Source organism: Ensifer sp. R1-3, from assembly GCF_056739175.1.
Map to the genome: position 1 here is coordinate 869,073 of NZ_CP096516.1, position 23,594 is coordinate 892,666.

The 23,594-nt window shown below is 62.9% G+C and carries 17 protein-coding genes; 12 read left to right on the forward strand and 5 right to left on the reverse strand.

Annotated elements, in window-relative coordinates:
* Positions 1–42: 42 nt before the first annotated feature.
* On the reverse strand, positions 43–996 hold the full coding sequence (locus tag M1D43_RS21355) for a LysR family transcriptional regulator (RefSeq protein WP_014527210.1): 954 nt from the start codon (positions 994–996) through the stop codon (positions 43–45).
* A gap of 187 nt (positions 997–1,183) precedes the next feature.
* Between M1D43_RS21355 and M1D43_RS21360 the strand changes: the two genes are divergently transcribed.
* Both M1D43_RS21360 and M1D43_RS21365 read left to right on the forward strand, forming a co-directional pair.
* Positions 1,184–2,371, forward strand: a complete 1,188-nt coding sequence (locus M1D43_RS21360) for an acyl-CoA dehydrogenase (protein ID WP_013850703.1) — start codon at positions 1,184–1,186, stop codon at positions 2,369–2,371.
* An 11-nt stretch (positions 2,372–2,382) separates the two neighbouring features.
* Positions 2,383–3,567, forward strand: coding sequence for a CaiB/BaiF CoA transferase family protein (locus tag M1D43_RS21365; protein ID WP_010975704.1), 1,185 nt, complete (start codon positions 2,383–2,385; stop codon positions 3,565–3,567).
* Positions 3,568–3,758: 191 nt separating this feature from the next.
* Here M1D43_RS21365 and htpG read toward each other — a convergent pair whose 3' ends face one another.
* Entirely contained in the window at positions 3,759–5,648 is a 1,890-nt protein-coding gene (gene htpG / locus M1D43_RS21370; RefSeq protein WP_014527209.1) for a molecular chaperone HtpG, read from the reverse strand.
* A gap of 104 nt (positions 5,649–5,752) precedes the next feature.
* Here htpG and M1D43_RS21375 point away from each other — a divergent pair, with 104 nt between their 5' ends.
* A complete protein-coding gene (locus M1D43_RS21375) occupies positions 5,753–6,931 on the forward strand; it encodes an acetate/propionate family kinase (RefSeq protein WP_014527208.1) in 1,179 nt (392 codons plus the stop codon).
* Positions 6,932–6,967: 36 nt separating this feature from the next.
* Here M1D43_RS21375 and M1D43_RS21380 read toward each other — a convergent pair whose 3' ends face one another.
* Positions 6,968–8,443, reverse strand: a complete 1,476-nt coding sequence (locus M1D43_RS21380; RefSeq protein WP_010975707.1) for an NAD-dependent succinate-semialdehyde dehydrogenase — start codon at positions 8,441–8,443, stop codon at positions 6,968–6,970.
* Positions 8,444–8,558: 115 nt separating this feature from the next.
* On the reverse strand, positions 8,559–9,827 hold the full coding sequence (locus M1D43_RS21385; protein ID WP_498814219.1) for a 4-aminobutyrate--2-oxoglutarate transaminase: 1,269 nt from the start codon (positions 9,825–9,827) through the stop codon (positions 8,559–8,561).
* A gap of 212 nt (positions 9,828–10,039) precedes the next feature.
* On the opposite strand from M1D43_RS21385, the gene M1D43_RS21390 reads away from it, so the two are divergent.
* From M1D43_RS21390 to M1D43_RS21410, 5 genes are all read left to right on the forward strand, one after another.
* On the forward strand, positions 10,040–10,870 hold the full coding sequence (locus M1D43_RS21390) for a MerR family transcriptional regulator (RefSeq protein WP_003529089.1): 831 nt from the start codon (positions 10,040–10,042) through the stop codon (positions 10,868–10,870).
* A 343-nt stretch (positions 10,871–11,213) separates the two neighbouring features.
* Positions 11,214–12,347 (forward strand): acyltransferase family protein, encoded by a 1,134-nt coding sequence (locus M1D43_RS21395; protein WP_010975709.1) that lies wholly within the window; start codon positions 11,214–11,216, stop codon positions 12,345–12,347.
* Between the two features lie 17 nt (positions 12,348–12,364).
* Positions 12,365–13,468, forward strand: a complete 1,104-nt coding sequence (locus tag M1D43_RS21400) for a glycosyltransferase family 2 protein (RefSeq protein ID WP_010975710.1) — start codon at positions 12,365–12,367, stop codon at positions 13,466–13,468.
* Between the two features lies 1 nt (position 13,469).
* Entirely contained in the window at positions 13,470–14,507 is a 1,038-nt protein-coding gene (locus M1D43_RS21405; RefSeq protein ID WP_010975711.1) for a glycosyltransferase family 2 protein, read from the forward strand.
* Between the two features lie 9 nt (positions 14,508–14,516).
* Positions 14,517–16,310, forward strand: coding sequence for an ABC transporter ATP-binding protein (locus M1D43_RS21410; protein ID WP_013850696.1), 1,794 nt, complete (start codon positions 14,517–14,519; stop codon positions 16,308–16,310).
* Positions 16,311–16,535: 225 nt separating this feature from the next.
* Here the strand turns inward: M1D43_RS21410 and fba are convergent, their stop codons facing one another.
* The gene (gene fba / locus M1D43_RS21415; protein WP_010975713.1) at positions 16,536–17,579 is read right to left on the reverse strand and encodes a class II fructose-bisphosphate aldolase; all 1,044 of its coding nucleotides are present in this window, start codon (positions 17,577–17,579) and stop codon (positions 16,536–16,538) included.
* Between the two features lie 645 nt (positions 17,580–18,224).
* On the opposite strand from fba, the gene M1D43_RS21420 reads away from it, so the two are divergent.
* The 4 genes from M1D43_RS21420 to M1D43_RS21435 are packed head-to-tail and all read left to right on the forward strand — an operon-like array spanning position 18,225 to position 23,524.
* Positions 18,225–19,823, forward strand: coding sequence for a peptide ABC transporter substrate-binding protein (locus M1D43_RS21420; RefSeq protein WP_010975714.1), 1,599 nt, complete (start codon positions 18,225–18,227; stop codon positions 19,821–19,823).
* A 51-nt stretch (positions 19,824–19,874) separates the two neighbouring features.
* A complete protein-coding gene (oppB, locus tag M1D43_RS21425) occupies positions 19,875–20,798 on the forward strand; it encodes an oligopeptide ABC transporter permease OppB (protein WP_003529067.1) in 924 nt (307 codons plus the stop codon).
* Positions 20,791–21,921: an ABC transporter permease gene (locus M1D43_RS21430; RefSeq protein ID WP_003529064.1), complete on the forward strand. Its 1,131-nt coding sequence runs from the start codon at positions 20,791–20,793 to the stop codon at positions 21,919–21,921. The genes oppB and M1D43_RS21430 overlap by 8 nt, the downstream gene beginning before the upstream one ends.
* A 1-nt stretch (position 21,922) precedes the next feature.
* Positions 21,923–23,524, forward strand: coding sequence for an ABC transporter ATP-binding protein (locus M1D43_RS21435; RefSeq protein ID WP_014527205.1), 1,602 nt, complete (start codon positions 21,923–21,925; stop codon positions 23,522–23,524).
* Positions 23,525–23,594: the final 70 nt, after the last annotated feature.

Below are 23,594 nucleotides of genomic sequence, written 5' to 3' on the forward strand. Positions count from 1 at the left end.
CGGTTCGGGCACCGCTCAAATTTATAGTGGAAAATGTCGTTATCAATCCTGCTGATGGTAGCAATGATCCAACGCTTGGGTGTCGGCGACATGGGCGAGGAAGGCGGCTTCGGCCGGATTGAGAATGGAATTCGGATTCGAAATGCGGAAAACGTCGGTCGTCGGCAGGTCGCGATAGGGGGGCAACTGCCACAAATCTCCCGCCGCGAGGGCCTCGCTGGCGATATGGTCGGGCAGCATGCCGATCCCGACATTGGCGGCGATCAGCCGCATAACCTCCTCGACGTTGCAGGAGACGCCCCGAACCTGCTGGCCGAAGGAGCCTACGGCGCGGACTGCGGTCACGGAATTCATGTGCTGACCGCCGAGCACATCCGCTATGAAGGCGATGTAAGGATCGCCGCGCAGATCGTGGAAATCGACACCTTCGACGCCGAAAAGCCGGTGGCCGCGGCCGCAGTAGAGCGCGTAGCGTTCGCGTATGTGGAAGCTCTTGTTCAAACCCTCCGGTATGATGCCGTCGCAGAGACCCATCGTCGCAATGTTGCGCTCGACGGCGCTCAACACGTCGACGGTCGTTGCCACCGTCATGGAAATCGTGACCTTCGGATGCATGCGGAAGAAGCTGCCGAGCTTCCGGTCCCAGGCGGGATTGTGGGCGTGGCTCACCGCATGGATGTTGAGATGGCCGGTGATCTCCTCGCCCGCCGTTTCCAGAACGTGCGGCAGGCGAATGACGGCCGCGAAGATGTCGCGGCACTGGAGGTGCAGTTTCTCACCTGCTTCCGTCAGATCGAAACGCCCCGGACGGCGGTCGATCAGTTTCTGCCCGATGGTCTGCTCGAGCCGTTTGAGGGCCATGCTGACGGCGGGCTGCTGCAGGAGCAGCCGATTTGCGGCCGCCGTGATGCTGCCTTCCTCGACGACCACGACGAAGGTGCGCAACAGGTTCCAATCGAGATTGTGGGCGAAACGTTCAAGGCGGTTGTTGGTCATGGTGGCCGGCGGAGCGAAAATGTACTTTATGCATATTCAGAAGAATGGTCGCTTGCACAAGGCCAATCGCCAATGCGTCGATCAGATGAATCATGCAGCAGGCGCATGAGCCAGTGTCTCAATTTCGTTTGAAAGCCTTGATCCGGCTTGCGATAACACAGACGCGACAATGCGACGGGAGATAGAGATGGCCGGCAAAAGCCAATTCCAGTGGGACGATCCGTTCCTCCTCGAGGATCAACTGAGCGAAGACGAGCGGATGATCCGCGACACGGCGCGCGCCTATGCCCAGGAAAAGCTGCAGCCGCGCGTGATCGAAGCTTACCGCGAGGAGACGACGGACCCGTCGATCTTCCGCGAGATGGGCGACCTCGGCCTGCTCGGCGTGACCGTGCCCGACACCTATGGCGGCGTCGGCGCGTCCTACGTCGCCTACGGTCTCGTCGCACGCGAGGTGGAGCGCGTCGATTCCGGCTATCGCTCGATGATGAGCGTGCAATCGTCGCTCGTCATTTATCCGATTTTCGCCTACGGCTCGGAAGAGCAGAAGCGGAAGTACCTTCCGAAGCTTATCAGCGGCGAGTGGATCGGCTGCTTCGGGCTGACCGAGCCGGACGCCGGCTCCGATCCGGCGGGCATGAAGACCCGGGCGATCAAGACCGAGGGCGGCTACCGTCTGGTCGGCTCCAAGATGTGGATCTCCAATGCGCCGCTCGCCGATGTATTCGTCGTCTGGGCGAAATCGGAAGCGCATGACAATGCCATCCGGGGCTTCGTGCTGGAAAAAGGCGCGAAAGGCCTTTCCGCACCGAAGATCGGAGGCAAGCTCTCGCTGCGCGCCTCGATCACCGGCGAAATCGTACTCGACAATGTCGAGGTCGGAGAGGAGGCGCTGCTGCCGAATGTCGAGGGGCTGAAGGGACCATTCGGCTGCCTCAACCGTGCTCGCTACGGAATTTCCTGGGGCGCGCTCGGGGCGGCCGAATTCTGCTGGCATGCGGCCCGCCAGTACGGTCTCGACCGCAAGCAGTTCAACCGACCGCTCGCACAGACCCAGCTTTTCCAGAAGAAGCTCGCCGACATGCAGACCGAGATCGCGCTCGGGCTGCAGGGCTCGCTCCGGGTCGGACGGCTGATGGACGAAGGCCGCATGGCGCCGGAGATGATCTCCATCGTCAAGCGCAACAATTGCGGCAAGGCACTCGATATCGCACGCATGGCCCGCGACATGCACGGCGGCAACGGCATTTCCGAGGAATATCAGGTCATGCGCCACATGATGAACCTCGAGACCGTCAACACCTATGAGGGCACGCACGACGTGCATGCGCTGATCCTCGGCCGCGCCCAGACCGGGCTGCAGGCCTTCTTCTGAGCGCCGCCGCTATGGAAGCGCCGCTCAAGGGCATCCGCGTGCTCGAACTTGCCCGCATTCTAGCGGGGCCCTGGATCGGGCAGACCCTCGCCGATCTCGGCGCTGACGTCATCAAGGTCGAGAGCCCGGCCGGAGACGACACCCGGACCTGGGGACCTCCCTTCGTGACAGGCGAAGACGACGAAAGGCTGGATGCCGCCTATTTCCACGCGTGCAACCGCGGCAAGAGGTCTGTCGTTCTCGATTTTACGACCGCAGAGGGGCAGGAGGCGGTGCGCCGCCTTGCCGCGCAATCCGACGTTTTGCTCGAGAACTTCAAGGTCGGCGGCCTCGCCAAATACGGCCTCGATTATGAAAGTCTGAGCAAAGTCAATCCGCGGCTCATCTATTGCTCGGTGACCGGATTCGGTCAGGACGGGCCCTATGCTCATCGCGCCGGCTACGACTACATCGTCCAGGGCATGAGCGGCATCATGGACCTGACGGGCGAGCCGGATCGCGAACCGCAAAAGATCGGCGTTGCCTTTGCCGATATTTTCACGGGGCTCTATGGTGTCATCGCCGTTCAGGCGGCCCTGGCGCAGCGGGAACGCACGGGCGAGGGCCAGCAGATCGACATGGCGCTGCTGGACTGCATGACGGGCGTGCTCGCCAATCAGGCGCTGAACTTTCTCGTTTCCGGCAAGGCGCCGCGCCGGCTCGGCAATGCCCATCCGAATATCGCACCTTACCAGGTGTTCCCGACCTCCGACGGGCACCTGATCGTCGCCGTCGGCAACGACCGGCAATTCGTGAAATTCTGCGAACTCCTCGGCCGACCGGACCTCGCGGCCGACGCGCGCTACCGCACCAATGCAGACCGCGTGCAGCACCGCGACAGCCTGACGCCGGAACTTGCGGCGGAAACCGCGAAGTACGAGAGGGACACGCTGCTCGAAAAGCTCGAAGCGTCAGGCGTTCCCGGCGGCCCCATCAACACCGTCGCCGACGTATTCGCCGATCCGCAGATTGTTCATCGGCAGATGCGGGTGGACACGCCGCATACCGGTGCAGCGGCGGGAACATCGCCGGGCGTCAGAACGCCGATCCGCTTTTCCGGCGCAACCCTTGCGCTGGACCGTGGCGTGCCTCGGCTCGGGGAACATACGGCGGAGGTGCTGGCGGAGATCGGAATGAATTCGCCGAAGGGCGGATAAGTTAATTTGAGCCCTGAATATATGCCCCTCACCCTAACCCTCTCCCCGCAAGCGGGGCGAGGGGACGAGTGCGAGGCCGCCGCGAGTCCCCTTCGCCCCGCTTGCGGGGAGAAGGTGGCAGGCAGGCCGGATGAGGGGCTTTTCTCCAAGAGCCTTTCACGGCTTCATTGAAACATCGAAACGTTAATGCCTCACTCCTTCAAAGCACGGCCGAATACGCGCGACAGCCGTTCTGCAAAGGCACGCGGGTCCTCGGGCCTGTCGCCGTCGAGGACGCGTGCCTGGTCGAGAAGAAGCTTGACCGCGTCCTCGCGGAAGGCCTTGTCCTCCGAGGGGCAGGTGGCAAGCGAGGCGATCAGCTGATGGCCGGGATTGATTTCGAGGACGGGTTTTGGCGCGCCCTCGATACGCCCGGCACCCTGCAACATCTTCTGGAGCTGCCGGTCCGGTCCTTGTTCGGGCGCAACCAGGCAGACGGCGCTTTCCGTCAGCCGGTCGGAGGTTCGCACGTCTGAAACAGCCTCGCCAAGAGTCTCCCTGGCGAAGCTCACGAAGTCGGTGACTGCGGCGCCTGCTTCCGGGGAAGCGGCGGCCGCATCGTCATTCTTGGCGATGCCCGCGAGATCTGCCGCACCTTGCGTGATCGACTTGAACGGCTTTCCATCGAAGTCGGGCGCGGTCGTCACCCAGAAGCTGTCGACCGGGCACGTCAGGAGCAGCACCTCGATGCCGCGGGCGCGAAAACCTTCGAGCTGGGGCGACGCCTTCAGCTGGGCGAGGTTGTCGCCGGTCAGGTAGTAGATAGCCGACTGGCCTTCCTTCATCTCCTTGACGTAGTCGCTCAAGGCACGCGGCTTGTCGTCATCCGCGGTCGTGCGGAAGCGCGACAGCGCAAGAAGCTGGCCCCGCCGCTCGAAATCTTCGTAAATGCCCTCCTTGATCACGCTGCCGAAGTTTTCCCAGATCTTGGCGAAGGCCTCGGAATCGCTTTCCGCAAGCTTTTCGATGCTTGTCAGGACGCGGTTCGTCAGCCCCTTGCGGATATTTGCGAGAAGAGGACTTTCCTGGATCATTTCCCGCGAGACGTTGAGCGGCAGGTCGGCCGTGTCGACAAGACCGCGCACGAAGCGCAGGTAGCGCGGTAGCAGCTCCGCCTCGTCGGTGATGAAGACGCGCTTGACGTAGAGCTTCATCCGGCCCTTGCGATCGGGGTCGAAAAGATCGAAGGGCTTCGAGCCCGGCACGAAGGCAAGCGCGGTATATTCGTGGCGCCCCTCGGCGCGGAAATGTACCGTCAGCGCCGGCTCGTCATACTGCCCGGCAACGCCGCGATAGAAATCCGTATAATCGTCCTTGCTGATCTCGCTTTTCTGCTTCGTCCAGAGCGCCGTGCCGTCTGCGACCTGTGCCGGTTCTGCTCCGGGCTTTTCGACGATCGAGATCGGAACCGGCACGTGACCGGACTGCTCCTTGACGATGCGCTCGACCGTCCAGCGCGAGGTGAAGGTCTTGGCCTCGTCCATCAGATGCAGCGTAATGCGCGTACCGCGCGCCGGCGCGTCTGCGAGATCGACCGCCGAAACCGTGTAGCTGCCCTTGCCGTCGGATGCCCAGTGCCAGGCCTTGTCGGTACCGGCGCGGCGGGAAACGACATCGACATTGTCGGCGACCATGAAGGCCGAATAGAAGCCCACGCCGAACTGGCCGATGAGCTGGGCGCCGTCCTTGTTCTGCGCTGCTTCGATCCGCTCCATGAAGGCGCGCGTGCCGGAGCGTGCAATCGTGCCCAGCGATTCGACAAGCTCGTCGCGGCCCATGCCGATGCCGTTGTCCTCGATGACCAGGCGGGCATTCTCCTCGTCGAGCGTCAGCGTGATGCGCGAGGCGGGATCGCTGCCGAGGAGCTCCGGGGCGACGATCGCTTCGTAGCGCAGCTTTTCGCAGGCGTCGGCCGCGTTCGAAATCAGCTCGCGGAGAAAGACGTTCTTGTCGGAATAGACGGAGTGCACCATCAGGTGCAGCAGCTTCGCCACATCGGCTTCGAAGACATGTTTCTCTACGGACGTTTCGACTTCACTCATCGCGTTTTCGGCCTCCTTGATGTTTGCTCCCAATTGGCAAGCCGCGGCCTGAATTTCAAGGGTCGTCTTGCGGCAGCCCCGCTTCGGTGCGAAGCTCCTATCCGATGGAAGCGCTGCTCGTCATCAATGCCGGCTCGTCCAGCCTGAAGTTCCAGATCTTCGGGATCGCCACGGCGGGGCTCGAGCGGCAGGTTCGTGCGAAACTGGACGGCATCGCAACCCAGCCGCGCCTGAAGGCGACGGCAGCCGACGGCACCGAGCTCATCAATCGGCGCTTAGATGCGACCGCCGTTCCCGACCTTCCCGAGGCCCTCTCGGTAGCACGCGACTGGCTGGCGACGCTTCGCGGTTTCGACCTCCGGGCGATCGGCCACAGGGTGGTGCATGGCGGTCCGGATTACGTCCGGCCGGTGCTGATCGAAACGACGGTGCTCGACCGTCTGGCAAGCTATCAGGACCTCGCGCCTCTGCACCAGCCCAACAATCTCGCGCCGATCCGGCTCGCCATGGACATCAAGCCGGACGTGCCGCAGGTTGCCTGTTTCGACACGGCCTTCCATCGGGGCCGTGCCGAACACACCGATTGCTACGCCCTGCCGCGCACCTTCTATGAGCAGGGTGTGCGGCGCTATGGCTTTCATGGGATTTCCTATGAATATATCGCCGGTCGGCTGCGCGAGGTGGCGCCGGAGGTCGCCCGCGGCCGGGTGATCGTCGCCCATCTCGGCAGCGGCGCGTCGATGTGCGCGCTGAAGGACGGACGCAGCGTCGAGACGACGATGGGCTTTACCGCGCTTGACGGGCTGCCGATGGGCACGCGACCGGGCCAATTGGATCCCGGCGTCGTTCTCCACCTGCTCACGGATCAGGGTATGAGTGCACAAGCTGTGTCGGACCTCCTCTACCATCGGTCCGGCTTGAAAGGTCTCTCCGGCATATCGAACGACATGCGCGAGCTTCTGGAGAGCGATGACCCGCGCGCTTCCTTCGCGATCGACCATTTCGTGCATCGCTGCGCGCTCGATGCCGGCATGCTGGCCGCAGCCTTGGGCGGCCTCGACGCTTTCGTCTTTACCGCCGGTATCGGCGAAAACTCCGCGCCGATCCGGGCCCGTGTTTCCGAAGGTCTCGCCTGGCTCGGCGCGGAGCTCGATCCGGCCGCAAACGATGCAGGCGCCTCGGTCATCTCGAAGGCAGGGAGCCGTGTCGCGCTCCACATCATGCCCACCGACGAGGAACTGATGATCGCCCGCCATACGCTGGCGATCATCCGTGCTCGTTGAAGACGGCTCAGGACCTAATCGTGCCGACAGGCCCGGTCAGATGTTTCCCATGCAGAGATATTTCATCTCGAGATAGTCCTCGAGACCGTGGCGGGAGCCCTCCCGGCCGATGCCCGATTGCTTGATGCCGCCGAAGGGAGCGGCCTCGGAAGACATGCGGCCCGTATTGATGCCGACCATGCCGTATTCCAGAGCCTCGGCGACATGCCAGACCCGCTTGAGGTTCTCGGCGTAGAAATAGGCGGCGAGACCGTAGATCGTATCGTTCGCCTCGGCCACCACCTGCTCGGCGGTCTCGAAGCGGATGATCGGGGCGATCGGCCCGAATGTCTCTTCCTGGGCGATGCGCATGTCGTGCGAGATGCCGGTAAGCACGGTCGGTTCGAAGAAGGTGCCGGTCGTTCCGATCCGGCTGCCGCCCGAGCGCACTTGCGCTCCCTTGGCTACGGCGTCGGCCACATGCGCCTCGATCTTGTCAATCGCGTGGGCGTCGATCATCGGACCGATGGCGACGTCGGGAGCAAAACCGTCACCGACCGTGAGTTCGCGCACGCGCGTGACGAACTTCTCGGCGAATGCGTCATGCACCGCCGATTGCACATAAATGCGGTTCGCCGAAACGCAGGTCTGGCCGGCATTGCGGAATTTCGCCTGGACCGCGCCGTCCACCGCCTCGTCGATATCGGCGTCGTCGAAGACAATGAAGGGGGCATTGCCGCCGAGCTCGAGGCTCACCTTCTTGATCTGGTCAGAGCATTGCCGCATCAGCAGCCTTCCGACCTCCGTCGATCCGGTGAAGCTGATCTTGCGGACCTTGGGATTGCCGCAGAGTTCGCGCCCGATCGGCGCGCCTTCGGAGGCGTAGAGAAGATTGAGCACGCCTTCGGGGAAGCCTGCCTTCTCGGCAAGCACGAACATCGCGCCTGCCACCAGCGGCGTCTGTTCGGCGGGCTTCAGGACGATCGTGCAGCCGGCGGCAAGCGCCGGGGAAATCTTGCGGGCGACCATCGAGGCCGGGAAATTCCAGGGCGTGATCGTGCCGACTACGCCGACCGGCTGCTTGATCACGAGCATACGCCGATCGTTGGCGGGTGCCGGGAAGGTCTCGCCGTAAACGCGCTTGGCTTCCTCCGCGTACCACTCGACATAGGATGCGGCGTGCAGGACTTCTCCCTTTGCCTCGCCGACGGGCTTGCCCATTTCGGCCGTCAGGATCGCGGCGAGGTCGTCGGCATGCTCGACGATCAGGTCATGCCAGCGGCGCAGGATGATGCTGCGATCCTTGGCCGGCTTGCCGGCCCAGAGAGGCTGGGCGAGGGCGGCCGCGTCGATAGCCGTGCGTGCGTCATCGATTCCCATGTCGGGAAGCGTCGCCAGTAGCTCGCCGGTCGATGGGTTGGAAACATCGAAGACGGGGCCGGCCGGCTGCCCGGAAGACCGTGTGACCTCGTCGAGGGAGGCGAAGATCTTCGGTCGCCGGATGTGTCTGGTGAGTGCGGGCGTCAGGGCCATCGGGAGTCCTCCCACGACGCCTGCGGCGACCGCAGGCCTCGCTTCTATTCCTTGTGAGGGCGCGGATCATGCGCCCCGGCATGGGTGACCGCGATAGCGGCGGGCCCGGCAGCCGTCAACCGCGTGCTTCGAGGATCGATGCCTCGATAGTGTCGAGGGCTTCTGCGAAGACCTCGTCCTGGATCGTGATCGGCGCCAGGAAACGGATGACGTTGCCATGGACGCCGCAGGTCAGCAGGATGAGCCCCTTTTCGAGGGCAAGGAGGCGGACCTTGTTTGCGAATTCGGCGCTCGGCAGGTTCGTCCTCACGTCGTTGAATTCGACGGCGTTCATGAAGCCGGGTCCGCGGATGTCGACGATTTCCGTTGCTTTCTCGCGGATCGCCGCAAGGCGCTGTTTCAGCCGGTTGCCGAGCTGGTTCGCCCGATCGCACAGGTTCTCCTCGGCAATCACGTCGAGGACGGCATGCGCGGCGGCGATGCCGAGCGGATTACCGCCATAGGTGCCGCCGAGGCCGCCCGGCCCGGGCGCATCCATGATTTCGGCGCGGCCGGTGACGGCGGCAAGCGGAAAGCCGCCGGCGAGGCTCTTCGCCATCGTCGTCAGGTCCGGCGCGACACCGTGATGTTCCATGGCGAAGAGCTTGCCGGTGCGGGCAAATCCGGTCTGCACCTCGTCGGCGATCAGCAGGATGCCATGCTGGTCGCAGACCTCGCGAAGCGCCTTCATGAAGGCGGTCGGGACCGGATAGAAGCCGCCTTCTCCCTGAACCGGCTCGATGATGATCGCTGCGACGCGGGCCGGATCGACATCGGCCGCGAACAGCTTCTTCAGCGCCGAAAGCGACTGCTCGACAGTCACGCCGTGAAGCTCGATCGGGAAGGGGGCGTGGAAGACATCTGCCGGCATCGCGCCGAAACCGACCTTGTACGGAACGACCTTGCCCGTCAGCGCCATGCCCATGAAGGTGCGGCCATGGAAACCGCCGCCGAAGGCGACGACCGCCTGGCGGCCCGTCGCGGCCCGCGCGATCTTCACTGCGTTCTCGACGGCTTCCGCGCCGGTCGTGACGAAGATGGTCTTCTTCGCGAAGTCGCCGGGCACGATCGCGTTCAGGCGCTCCGCCAGATGCACGTAGTTCTCGTAGGGCACCACCTGGTGGCATGTATGGGTGAAGCGGTCGAGCTGCGCCTTGACGGCGGCGATCACCTTCGGGTGGCGGTGGCCTGTATTGACCACGGCGATGCCGGCGGCAAAGTCGATGTAGCGGTTGCCTTCCTTGTCCCAGATCTCGGCGTTTTCCGCGCGATCGGCATAGACCTGCGTGGTCATTCCGACACCGCGGGAGATGGCTGCGTTCTTGCGATCTGTGAGGCTCGTCATCGTTGTCGTCCTGGTCGAGAGGGAATATATTGCATTTTTTCTGCAACTTTTCTCAGGAAGAGGTACATTTTTCAGGATGGATTGCAAATCAAATTTGCTGATCGAGACAACACCCGGATTGATGGGCGCTTCTTGTGCAGCCGCCGCGCTCGCGGCTAGATAGCCGCCAGCGATCGACGGCACGGATCCGCACGGTATGAGGATATGGATTGATGGGCGGTATTGGCACCATTCGCTACAAGGTTGCCGAGGCGGCAAGGCTAGCCGGCGTGTCCGCCTCGACGCTCAGGCTATGGGAAACGCAAGGTCTCGTCGTGCCGGAGCGTTCGGTGACGGGGCATAGACAATATACCGATGCCGATCTCGCCCGGCTGAAGCGCATTTCCTGGTTCCGCTCCGAACGCGGCCTCAACCCCGCAGCGATCAGGGAGGCTCTGGAGGCGGAAAGCGCCTTCACCGAAGACGAAAACGGCTCGGCAATGCCGACCGAAGACAATGGCGACATGCAGGTCGGGCGGAAGCTGCGCAGTCTGAGACATGCCGCGGGCAAGACGCTGGAACAGGTGGCCGGTGACATCGGCATCGCCGCATCCGTGCTTTCGACTCTGGAGCGGACGTCGCAGGGTGTCTCCGTCGCCGTTCTGCACAATCTGGCGGAATATTTCGGAACCACCGTTTCGAGCCTTTCCGGCGAAGAGCAGACAAGGGCGCGGGCGCTCGTGCGGGCCGGCGAATGGCGCAACTGGCCGCGCACGACACCGGGGGTGACGGTGCAGCTGCTTGCCGAAGGCAAGAACCAGATGGATTGCCATCGCTTCGTTCTGGCACCAGGCGCCTCGAGCGAGGGCGCCTACCGGCATGAGGGGGAGGAATTCGTCTACGTCCTCTCCGGACATGTGGAGTTCGTGCTGGATTCGGATCAGTTCTACGATCTCCACCCGGGCGACTCCCTTTATTTCGAGAGCCGCCGCCGCCATGCCTGGTCGAACAGGCACGACGGCGAAACCGTGTTGTTGTGGATCAATACGCCGCCGACGTTTTGATAGGAAACAACGGCACTTACGGCGTGAAAATAATAAAAATGTTTATCTCTGACAGCTGTCTTTCGACGTAATGAGCCGTGCTGCTCCCCAACCGCAACGCCTATTCAATCGCGCCGACGCCAAATATTGCGCGCAAGACACACTCCCGGCGTCTTGGGGATCGGCCGACTATGTTGATGAAGGACGGAACAAAGTTTGGCCCGATTCCCCCGTTCAGCCTCGAACAGTTCTTTAGCCTGCCCGACTGCTGGCTTCCATCGCTGAGCGCTCAACGAACCTGATTGCAGCTGACGCACCTGTTCGCGAGTTGACGGAAGAAAGCTCGAACGGAGAGGGAGTGTTGATGCAGATGGTGCGCGACCAGCAGCTGGACGGCCTGAGAGCCGTCGCGGTCTCAATGGTGCTCTACGCGCATTTCTTGGCAGCCGATGGATCCCATTTGGGCCATCTCGGTGTCCGGCTGTTTTTCGTTTTGAGCGGCTTCCTGATAACACGGCTGCTGCTCGATGCGCGCGACGCTGCCCGTTTCGAGCCGGCGACGGCACTCAAATCCTTCTACGCACGCCGCGCACTTCGCATCTTCCCTCCCTACTTCGCCGTCCTGGCCGCCGTCTTTTTCCTGGATCTGGAACGATCGAAGGAGGTCATGGCGTGGCACGCCCTTTATCTGTCCAATTTCTGGTACGCGCTGCAGAACGAATGGACCCCGTGGGTTCTCTGTCATACGTGGAGCCTGAGCATCGAGGAGCAGTTCTACCTCGTCTGGCCACTGATCGTGCTGCTCGTGCCGCGCCGGTCGGTTGCCGGAGTTTGCGTCGGCGTTATCGTTTGCTCGCTCGCCTACCGCTTCTATTGGCCGCTCACCGGTACGCCATCACTCGCGCGGGACCTCTTGCCGCCGGCGTCGATGGATGCGCTGGCCGTGGGCGCGTTGCTCGCCGCCCGCCCATCCTGGCGAAGTGGTTGGCCGGCATGGGCAAAACTGAGCTGGATGCCGCTTTCGCTCGCTTCGCTCTGCCTCGTGTGGTCGAAGCCGGTCGCCATGACACCGGTCGTCGCGTGGTTCGCCTGGATTGGCCTGGAGGTCGTCCCTCTCCTGCCGCTCGCAATGCTGGTCGGCGGTTGTTCGAAGGGGATCGGCGGGCTTGCCGGTCGGCTCATCGCGCTTTCGCCTTTGGCGGCGCTGGGCCGGATCAGCTATGGCGTCTACCTTTTCCACGCGTTCGTGCTGGCCCTGGTCGTTCAGGCGCAGCCTTTCATCCCGGTCAATGTCTCGGATCAGGGGGCAGGGCGGTTCGTCGTTGCCGGCGCCCTGACCCTGATACTCGCCTCGGTTTCCTGGCTGTTCTTCGAGAAGCCGTTGAACGGGCTGAAGCGCCACTTTCCCTATGTTCGTCCGGACGGCGGAGCGGGGGCGGCAGCCGCTATCCCTGGCGCCAGTCGCGACGAAGCCTTGCAGCCCCAGAACCTTCGATAAGCACACGAGCCGAAACCATGCCGACGCCCGTCGTTTCCATCGTCCTGCCGGTCTACAACGCGGAGCCGTACATTGCCGCAGCTATCGAGAGCGTGTTGCGCCAGGACTACGAGCGTCTGGAGGTAATCGCGATCGACGACGGGTCGACGGATCGGTCGCGGGACATTCTCGAACGATACCGCAAGAGCGACTCTCGCGTGTCCATCATCTCCCGCGAGAACCGCGGCCTTATAGCGACCCTGAATGAAGGCCTCGCGCTCGCAAAGGGCGAGCTTATCGCGCGAATGGATGCCGACGACATCGCCTATCCGTCGCGCCTGTCGCGGCAGGTCGCATTGTTTTCCGCAGAGCCCCGGCTCGCCCTATCGGGCACGGGCATCGACATGCTGATCGGCAATCGGATCATCCGCGGCAAGCCCAATCCCATTTACCGCCCGGGAAGCCTACGAATCCTGTCGATGTTCTTCACCATCTTCATGCATTCGACCGTTGTCTATAACCGTAACGTCATCCCGGAAGAGATGCTCCGCTACGACCCGAATTATGTGCATGCGGAAGATTTCGATCTCTTCAGGCGGATCGCCGATCGTTTCCCAGTCCACATGATCGACGAGGCGCTGGTCGCCTATCGGATCCATGAGGATAGCGTGACCAGCAAGCACAAGCGGCAGATGCGCCGGACCCATTTGACCATCGTCGCCGAGAACCTGGCGCGGGATGCCCTTCTCAGAGATTCCGCTGCCCTCGAAGCGATCGGCGCCGCGGTAACGAGCGAGACGGTGGCACGTCTTGCCGACTTGGTCCTGGCGCTCGAGCGTGAGATTTCGGCGCAGCCGGGCGAGGTTCGGCGTGCCTATGAGGATGGCGCCCTTTGCTTTTTCTACTTCCTCTACCAGCTCATCGCCGAGGAGGAGCAGCCGCGACTGACTCATGAGTTCCTGACACGGACGGGGAAATGGGGCCTCATCCGCCGCCGCGAGCGATACGGGCTGCTTGCGGCCGCTCGCGCACCCTGGTGCAGCCGGATTTCACTTGCCGCAAGCAAGCGGGTGGATCTGCTCGCGCGCCGCCTGCAGTCGGTGCCCGCCGCGACCGTGCTTCCCGGACATGGCTTGACCTGATATGGCCGTCGAACATCCCGCAAAAGCGCAGAAACATCTAAGAGCACCGGCTGCTCGGCACTCGGTGGCCGCTTCATTGTCCGAAGCGCCGGAGCCGTTCGCCAGCTTCATCGTCTGCACGCGTAACCGCGTCCGGTCGCTTGGCGCCTCGATCCGATCGATCGAGACCGCATGCCATGCCCATGCGGCGATCAGGAGCGAACTCGTGGTCGTGGACAACGGCTCCACGGACGGCACCCCGGAAGAACTCGCACGCCTGGCAGCAACCACGACAATGCCGATAACGCTCGCCACCGAGCCTCGCCCGGGCCTCGCCGCGGCACGCAATACAGGGATGGGGCGCGCACGGGGCCGAATTCTCGTATTCATCGACGACGACTGCGAGGTGGACAGGAACTATCTCGCCGACCTCGAACGGCACTACGCCAATGGCGACGCGCGGGTCATCCGCGGAGGACGCGTGGAGCTCGGCGATCCTGCCGACCTGCCGTTCACCATCAAGCGGTCGAAGATCGCGGCACGTCTGACCCGCGATGTCCACCCCGGCGGCTTCGTCCTCGGCTGCAACATGACCATGCATCGCGACGTCGCGGCGAGCATCGGTCCTTTCGACGAGCGCTTCGGTGCCGGCGCGCCCCTGAAAGCCGCGGAAGATACGGATTACCTGGTCCGGGCATTTCAACTCGGCATCCCGGTCGAATACGTGCCGGACATGATCGTCCATCATCATCACGGCCGCCGTCTTCGTGCGGCGATCGAAGAACTGCATCGCAATTACAGCCTCGGCAATGGCGGGCTCTGTCTGAAGCACCTCCTCGGCGCGCCTTGGCTTCTCAAGCATTTCGGCTGGACCGTCAGGTCCGCATGCGGCGAAGTTTTCGGCGGCGCCCGCTTCGACCCAAAGCTGCAACTGTCGCATTGGCCGATCGTTTCGATGAATATTGTCGGCGCCGCGCGCTTCGCGCGGCTTGCCATGACGAACCCGGCGCAGCCGACCGAACGGCGCCGGCCCGGACAAGCAGCACCGAAGCTCAGGTGAGGACCGCAGATGCGTAGATTCTTATTGCCAGGCCTTGAGGTCCTGCGCGGCGCACTGGGGCGGCAAATGCGCCTGCTGCCGGCCGTGGTCATTCTCGGCCTCGCCAGCGCTGCGCTCGAAGGTGCCGGCATCGGCCTCATCATTCCGATGCTGGGCATCATCGCCGGAGATGGACAGGCCAACGGCTTGAGCGGCATTTCCGCTTACTTTCAGGCGATAGGAGAGGGCTTGGGAGACGGCGAACGCCTCCTGGTTATTGCGGCCGCCGTGCTCGCGCTGATCGTGCTCAAGAATATCCTCGCCTTCGCCAACACGCTGCTCACCACCTTCATCTACGGCAAGGCCAGCCACGCCATCCGCAGCGCGCTTTCGGATCAGCTCCTACGGATAGGATATCCGTTCTTCATGCAGCAAAGTCCCGGCCGGCTGCTCAACATCATCTCCAACGAGTCATGGCGCGCGTCCGACGCGATCCAGACGGTCCTTTCGTCTATCGTGCACGGCTCGGCGGCCGTCATCCTGCTCGCCTTTCTCTTGCTCATGTCCTGGCAGATGACGCTGTTCGTGGCGCTCGGCCTCGTCTTTGTCCAGCTTGCCCATGCAGCGCTCTCTGCGACGCTCAAGGGCCCCAGCCGCCATGTGACCTCCTTCAACAGCGAGCTTGCCGCCAGAATGCTGCATCTCGTTCATGCCGGAAGGCTGATCCGCGTGTTCGGCCAGGAAACACGCGAGAAGAATGCATTTGATTCCGCATCCGACGCCGTTCGCCGGGCCGGCTTTGCGCTCCAGTCACGACAGGGGGCGCTGCCGCCGCTGACTGAAGTGCTGCATTCGGCGTTGTTTCTGGCCGTGGTCGTGAGCGCCTGGTCCATCGGCGTCAGCTTTCCGGTGATCGTCGCCTTCGTCGTGCTGCTATATCGACTGCAGCCGCATATGCGCGCCCTGCAGATGTCCTGGAGCCAGATTCAGGGCTGGAGCGGATCGCTCGAAGAGGTGCGATGGCTTCTCGACTCCTCCGACAAGCCAAAGCCTCCTCAGGGCAATGCACCGGTCGACGGCCTCCACCAGGGCATGACATTCGACCGGGTGACCTTCCGGTATCCCGGTTCCGAAGTGCGTCCCCTGGTGCTGCATTCCGCAAGCTTCGAAATCCGCAGCGGCCGTTCGACTGCAATCATCGGCCGTTCCGGCGCCGGAAAGACGACGATCGTCAATCTCCTCTGCCGTTTCGTCGAGCCGGACGAAGGCCGCATCCTCGTCGACGGCGTGCCGCTCGGTCAGATCAATCCCGTTCAGTGGCGGCGCCAGATCGCGGTCGCCAGTCAGGACCTCGAACTGGTGGACGGCACCATTCTGGAAAACATCACCTACGGTCAAAGCGCCACGCCAGCAGAAGCGGAACGCGCCGCGAAGCTGGCCGAAGCGCATGGCTTCATCGAGCAGCTGCCGCAGGGCTATGAGACGCTCGTCGGCTACAGGGGTGCAAGCCTCTCGGCAGGCCAACGCCAGCGCATCGCGCTGGCCAGGGCGCTGGTGCGCGATCCGGCCATCCTGATCCTCGACGAGGCGACGAATGCGGTGGACGGCCTGTCGGAGGCGGCGATCGTCGAGACGCTGAGATCGAGGGCCGGCAGACGCACGACGATCGTGATCAGCCATCACAGGAGCACGATCTCGTTCTGCGACGACGTCGTGGTCCTCGGCTCCGGGCGCGTCAAGGGCCAGGCCGCACTGGCGGACGTCGCGTCGCTCAGCATGGACCAGCTCTACGAGCATGAGACCGGCATGGGGGGTGGAGGGTAGGTTTGCGGCACGCTCAGCGGCCGGATGCAGGGCACGCGAAGACCCAGCCGCTTGTCCATTCGCCCCGGTTGCCGGCGCTGAGGCGCGGACGGGGAGAAGGGACAAGCGGCGCCGCCGGGAAATCTCCGGCAACCAATGGAGGAGGCGGAGGCTCCCACGAGTCCCTTCGCCCCGCTTGCGGGGAGACGGTGCCGGCAGGCGGATGAGGGGCCTCCGATCGGAAAATTATGCGGCGGCGTAGCGCTTGGCCATCTCCGGCAAACGCAGCACCCGGATCTTCGATGCCTGGCCGGCGGCACGGAAGGCCACGAAGCGCTCCTTGCAGACCTCGGTCATGTGGGCAATCGCGGGCTTCAGATAATTGCGCGGATCGAAATTATCCGGATGCTCGATATGGTGCTTGCGGATCTCGCCGGTAAAGGCGAGGCGGAGATCCGTGTCGATATTGACCTTGCGCACACCGAGCGGAATGGCCTTCTGAATCTCGGATACCGGAACGCCCCAGGTCTTCTTCATCTTGCCGCCATAGGCGTTGAAGAGTTCCTGGAGATCGGCGGGAACGCTCGAGGAACCGTGCATGACGAGGTGCGTGTTCGGCAGACGCTTGTTGATCTTGGCGATCGTCTCGATCGAGAGGATCTCGCCGTCGGGTTCACGGGTGAACTTGTATGCGCCGTGGCTGGTGCCGATCGCGACCGCAAGAGCGTCGACGCCGGTCTTCGAGACGAAGTCGAGGGCCTGCTCGGGATCGGTCAGCAGTTCCTCGCGCGAGAGCTTGCCTTCAAATCCATGTCCGTCCTCCTTGTCGCCCGCACCCGTTTCCAGATTGCCGAGGCAGCCGAGTTCCCCTTCGACGGAAACGCCGGCCGCATGGGCAATCTTCACGACTTCCGCGGTGACGGCGACATTATATTCGTAGCTCGCGACGGTCTTGCCGTCCTTCTCCAGCGAGCCGTCCATCATCACCGAGGTGAAGCCGTTGGTGATCGCCGAGATGCATGTCGACGGCTGGTCGCCATGGTCGAGGTGGAGGCAGACGGGGATATGCGGATATTCTTCCGCAGCGCCGAGGATCAGATGGCGCAGAAACGCATCGCCGGCATAGGCCCGCGCACCGCGGCTCGCCTGCAGGATGACAGGAGAGTCGGTCGCATCCGCGGCTCTCATGACGGCCTGGATATATTCGAGATTGTTCACATTGAAGGCCGGCAGCGCGTAATCGTTCTCCGCCGCGTCGTCGAGCAGTTGCCGCAATGTGATCAATGCCATTCTTAACTCCCTGATGCTCCGCGCCACTCCAGGCGCCAGTTCAAGGGCACAATAGTTCATGCGGGGCGTTTGGCAACCGGGCCGGCGGTCCTGCCGGTCGCTTGATGGACGTGCGTCAGACCAAATTGCTGTGGATGAGAAATACCCCTGTCAGAAATCGCTACTTTCGCCCTCTGGTGGTGTTGCCAATCTCAGTTGTGCCCACAGTGCAGCCGCGGGTTTTCGCTTCCGGAGGCAGGTTCGGTCCGGAACGTGGACGCGTCCGGCATCCGCAGGCGGGTGAGCCGATTTGCAAAAAGATTGCAGCGATAGGGGCAATTTTTTATGCATATTACGTAAAGTGCCGCTACAATTCATGAAGGTTGCATGACTGCTCTTTCGGAGCATTCTTCCGTGACGAAGCGCAACATGCCGAAGCGATCTACAACGTTGCAGGTGGATGTCCGCGCGCCGGGGCCGGTCGCCAGAGCCGCGTCGCGAAAGGGAGGAAATTCGTCGCAAACGCCTATACAATCTACGCGATCATTGTTGTTCGCGTTTTAAAGAGAAGGATGCAATTTTCCGGGCAGATCGCTTGCGTTCGCTGAAAATTTGCACTTCTCTCCTGCGATCAATGAACCCAAAACGAGGGGAAGGAGAAGAAAAATGGCTTCACTGAAACTCAATCTCAGGGCCGCTGCGCTCATAGGCTCGCTGCTCATCGGGGCAAGCCCCGCGCTCGCCGAGGCGGTACTTCACCGCGGCAATGCCGGCGAACCGCAGACGCTCGACCAGGCCCACACTTCGATCAACATCGAGGAGTTCATCCTCAAGGACCTCTATGAAGGCCTGACGATCTACGATGCCGCGGGCAAGATCGTTCCGGGCGCCGCCGAAACCTGGGAGCTTTCGGACGACGGTACCGTCTACACGTTCAAACTGCGTGCCGATGCCAAGTGGTCTGACGGCTCGCCGGTGACGGCAGAGGATTTCGCCTTCTCCTTCCGCCGCGTGGAGGATCCGAAGACGGCGGCCGAATACGCCAACATCCTCTTCCCGATAAAGAACGCCGAAAAGGTCAACAAGGGCGAAGTGCCGGTCGACCAGCTCGGCGTAAAGGCCGTCGACGAAAAGACGTTGGAAGTTACTCTCGAGCGGCCGACGCCGTTCTTCCTGGAACTGCTCGCACACCAGACGGCGCTTCCGGTCAGCAAGGCAAGCGTCGAGAAGAACGGCGCGGACTTCGTCAAGCCGGGCGTGATGGTTTCGAACGGCGCGTTCAAGCTGACGGCACATGTGCCGAACGACAGCCTGACCGTGGAGAAGAACACCAATTATTGGGATGCCGCCAACGTCAAGCTCGACAAGGTGATCTTCTATCCGATCGACGACCAGGCGGCATCCGTTCGTCGTTTCGAAGCGAAGGAAATGGATCTCGCCTACAACTTCTCCGCCGACCAGATCGAGCGCCTGCGCACGTCCTATGGAGAGCAGGTGCACGTTTCCCCGACGCTTGCCACCTACTACTACGCGTTTGATACGCGTCAGGAGCCCTATAACGATGTCCGCGTCCGCCGGGCACTTTCGATGGCGGTCGACCGCGACTTCCTTGCCAAGGAAATCTACAGCGGTTCGCAGCTGCCGTCCTATTCGATGGTCCCGCCGGGCATCGAGAGCTACGGCGACCCCGCCAAGGCCGACTTTGCCGACATGTCGCAACTCGACCGCGAGGACAAGGCGATCGAGTTGATGAAGGAAGCCGGTTACGGCGAGGGCGGCAAGCCGCTCAACATCGAAATCCGCTACAACACCAACCCCAACCATGAGCGTGTCGCGACAGCGGTCGCCGACATGTGGAAGAACACCTTCGGCGCCAAGGTCTCGCTGGTGAATCTCGACGTGTCGTCGCACTATGCCTACCTGCAGGAGGGCGGCAAGTTCAACGTTGCGCGTGCCGGCTGGGTCGCCGATTACGCCGATGCCGAGAACTTCCTGGCGCTGAGCCTCAGCACCAATAAGACCTTCAACTACGGACACTTCGAAAACGCCGAATTCGATGCCCTGATGAAGAAGTCGTATGAGGAACAGGATCCGGCGGCACGGTCGAAGATCATGCACGAGGCTGAAACTCTGCTGATGAAGGAGCAGCCGATCGCGCCGTTCCTGACCCAGGCGGACCTCTGGCTCGTTTCGGAACGGGTCAAGGGCTGGCAGGACAATGCGCCGAACGCGCATCTGAGCAAGTTCCTGAGCGTCGCCGAGTAACGAACAGAGGCGACGCGCGGGCACCCGCGCGTCGCCTCCGGAGCCAAGTCCATGATCTCCTTCATCCTTCGCCGGCTGGCGAGTGCGGTGCCGACGCTGTTCATCGTCGTCACCATATCCTTCTTTCTGATGCGTTTTGCCCCCGGTGGGCCCTTCAACCTCGAGCGTCCTCTCCCGCCCTCCACGATGGAGAACCTGATGAGGACCTATCACCTCGATCAGCCGCTCTGGCGCCAATACGCTACCTATCTAGGCAATGCGGTCACGGGCGACTTCGGTCCGAGCTACATCTACCATGACAACAATGTGGCGCAGCTGATCGGCAAGGGCCTGCCCTATTCGATGGAGCTCGGCTTTTACGCGCTGTTACTCGCGGTCGTCGGCGGCGTCATAACGGGAACGATCGCCGCATTGCGGCAGAACAGCTTCCTGGATTTCGCGGTCATGTCGGTTTCCACGATCGGGGTCACCGTTCCGAACTTCGTCGTCGGTCCCGTTCTGACGCTGATCTTTGCGATCGTGCTCGCGTGGCTGCCCGCCGGCGGCTGGGGGGACGGTTCTCTCCGCTTCCTCATCCTGCCGATGATCGCGCTCGCGCTTCCCCAGCTTGCAGTGTTCGCCAGGCTCACACGCGGCTCGATGATCGAGGCGCTCAACACGGATCATATCCGCACCGCGAAAGCCTATGGCCTGCCGTCCCGCGCCGTGGTCGTGACGCACGCCATGCGCGGTGCCATGCTGCCGGTCGTCTCCTATCTTGCTCCTTGCGCCGCCGCCCTCCTTACGGGCTCGGCCGTGGTGGAAACGATCTTCACTATACCGGGGGTCGGGCGCTACTTCGTGCTCGGAGCAATCAACCGCGACTATACGCTGGTAATGGGCACCGTGATCCTCATCGCGATCTTCGTCATCCTCTTCAATCTTCTGGTCGATATTCTCTACGGCCTGCTCGATCCGAGGGTTCGCCATGACTGATATCGCTCAGATTCCCGCATCGACGCCCGAAACCAAGGGCCGCAGCCTCTTCCAGCTTGCAACGCTGCGCTTCCGCCGCAACCGCCCGGCCATGGCCGGTTGCGTCATGCTGGTGCTCATCGCGCTGTTTTCATTCGTCGGTCCGCTTTTCTCGCCTCACAGCTACGATCAGGTCTTTCCGTCCTATGTCACGATCGGCCCCAGCCTCGAGCCGCGCCCGGATACGTCGACGCTTCAGGACGTGATGGAGGGCGTGGCGACCCGTGCACGCGTCACGCTCACGGAATTCAACGTCGACGGCGAAACCTTCACCGCCACGGTGACCTCCGATAAGCCGATCGATCCCCGCGCCACGCGCTATTTCGACCGGGCAAACGAGTTCGAGAACTCCAAGGTGGTCGCGACGGAGAACGATGGCCGTACCCTGAAGGTCGAGGGCGAGGTGGCGCGGGAATATTTCCCCTTCGGCACCGATTCCAACGGCCGCGACCTGCTTGTCCGGGTGATGCTGGGCGGCCAGATCTCCATCGCCGTCGGCCTGCTGGCTAGTCTCGTTTCGCTCGGCATCGGCGTCGTATACGGGGCGACCTCGGGCTATATCGGCGGGCGCGTCGATAACGTCATGATGCGCCTGGTAGAGATCCTGTATTCGCTGCCCTTCGTTTTCCTCGTCGTGGTGCTCGTCGTCTTCTTCGGCCGCAGCTTCATCCTGATCTTCCTGGTGATCGGGGCTGTCGAATGGCTGGATATGGCCCGCATCGTGCGCGGCCAAACGCTGGCGCTTAAGCGGCGCGAGTTCGTTGGAGCGGCGCAGGCGCTGGGTCTGACCGACTGGCAGATCATCCGCCGGCACATCATCCCGAATACGATCGGTCCGGTCATCGTCTTCGTCACCGTCGTCGTGCCGAAGGTCATCCTGCTCGAAAGCTTTCTGTCGTTCCTCGGACTGGGCGTGCAGGCCCCGCTTACGAGCTGGGGTGCGCTGATCTCGGAAGGTGCGAACAACATACAGTCGGCGCCGTGGCTCCTGATCTTCCCCGCCATCTTCTTCGTCGTGACGCTGTTCTCGCTGAACTTCGTCGGCGACGGCCTGCGTGATGCGCTCGACCCGAAGGACCGCTGACATGACAGAGATGAAGGACTCCATTCTCGCTGTACGTGGCCTGAAGGTCGACTTTTCCACCCCCGACGGCACCGTCGAAGCGGTCAAGGGCATCGATCTCGACGTCCGTTCCGGCGAGACGCTCGCGGTCGTCGGCGAATCCGGCTCGGGCAAGAGCCAGACCATGATGGGAATCATGGGCCTGCTCGCCAAGAACGGGACGGTGACCGGTTCGGCGCGCTATCGCGGCCAGGAACTCGTAGGGCTCGCACCGAAGGCCCTGAACAAGGTGCGCGGCTCGAAGATCACCATGATCTTCCAGGAGCCGATGACCTCGCTCGATCCGCTCTACACCATCGGCCGTCAGATCGCCGAGCCGATCGTCCATCACCGCGGCGGCAGCTTCAAGGAGGCGCGCGGGCGCGTCCTCGAGCTCCTGGAGCTCGTCGGCATTCCCGAGCCGGGGCGGCGCATCGACAGCTATCCGCACGAGCTTTCCGGCGGCCAGCGCCAGCGTGTCATGATCGCCATGGCGCTTGCCAACGAGCCGGATATCCTGATCGCCGACGAGCCGACGACCGCCCTTGACGTGACCATCCAGGCCCAGATCCTCGATCTGCTCAAATCGCTGCAAAGGCGCTTCGGCATGGCGATCGTGCTGATCACCCACGACCTCGGCATCGTCAAGTACTTCGCCGACCGTGTCGCGGTCATGCGCCGGGGCGAGGTCGTGGAGCAGGGGATGACGGCTGATATCTTCGAGCGGCCGAAGGGGGACTATACCAGGATGCTGCTGGAGGCCGAACCGAGCGGGCGCAAGGCTTCGCCCCCCGACAACGCCCCGATCATCCTGGAGGGTCGCAATGTCGCGGTGGACTATACGATCCCAGGCGGCCTCTTCCGCGGGGCCTCGGCCGCTTTCCGTGCCGTCGACGGCGTCAATCTTAGGCTCAGGCAGGGTCAGACGATCGGCATCGTCGGCGAATCCGGCTCCGGGAAATCGACGCTCGGCAGGGCGCTTCTGAGGCTTCTGCCGAGCAGCGGTTACTACCGTTTCGGCTCGACCGACATTTCCGGCTTTGACCGCGGCGCGATGCGGCCGCTGCGCCGCCAGCTGCAGCTCGTCTTTCAGGACCCCTACGGGTCGCTCTCGCCGCGCCGGACCGTGGGGGAGATCATCACCGAAGGCCTCCATGTGCATGAGCCCGACCTGAGCCGTGCCGATCGCGACCGCAGGGCCATCGCCGCGTTGAAGGAAGTCGGCCTCGATCCCGCGTCGCGCAACCGCTATCCGCATGAATTCTCCGGCGGACAGCGCCAGCGCATCGCAATCGCCCGCGCGATCATCCTGAAGCCGAAGGTCGTCATTCTCGACGAGCCGACTTCGGCCCTCGACCGGTCGGTGCAGGGGCAGGTGATCGAACTCCTACGCGATCTGCAGGAAAAGCACGGTCTCTCCTACATCTTCATCAGCCACGATCTTTCGGTGGTGAAGGCGATGTCTGACTATGTGATCGTGATGAAGAACGGCCGGATCGTCGAAGAGGGAGAAACGGACGCGATCTTCGATGCGCCGAGGGAGCCCTATACGAAGACGCTGATCGGCGCGGCGTTCAACGTGTGAGGCAGCCGCAGGCATTTTCGCGTGGATTCGCCCCTCATCCCGCTGCCGCGACCTTCTCCCCGTTTGACGC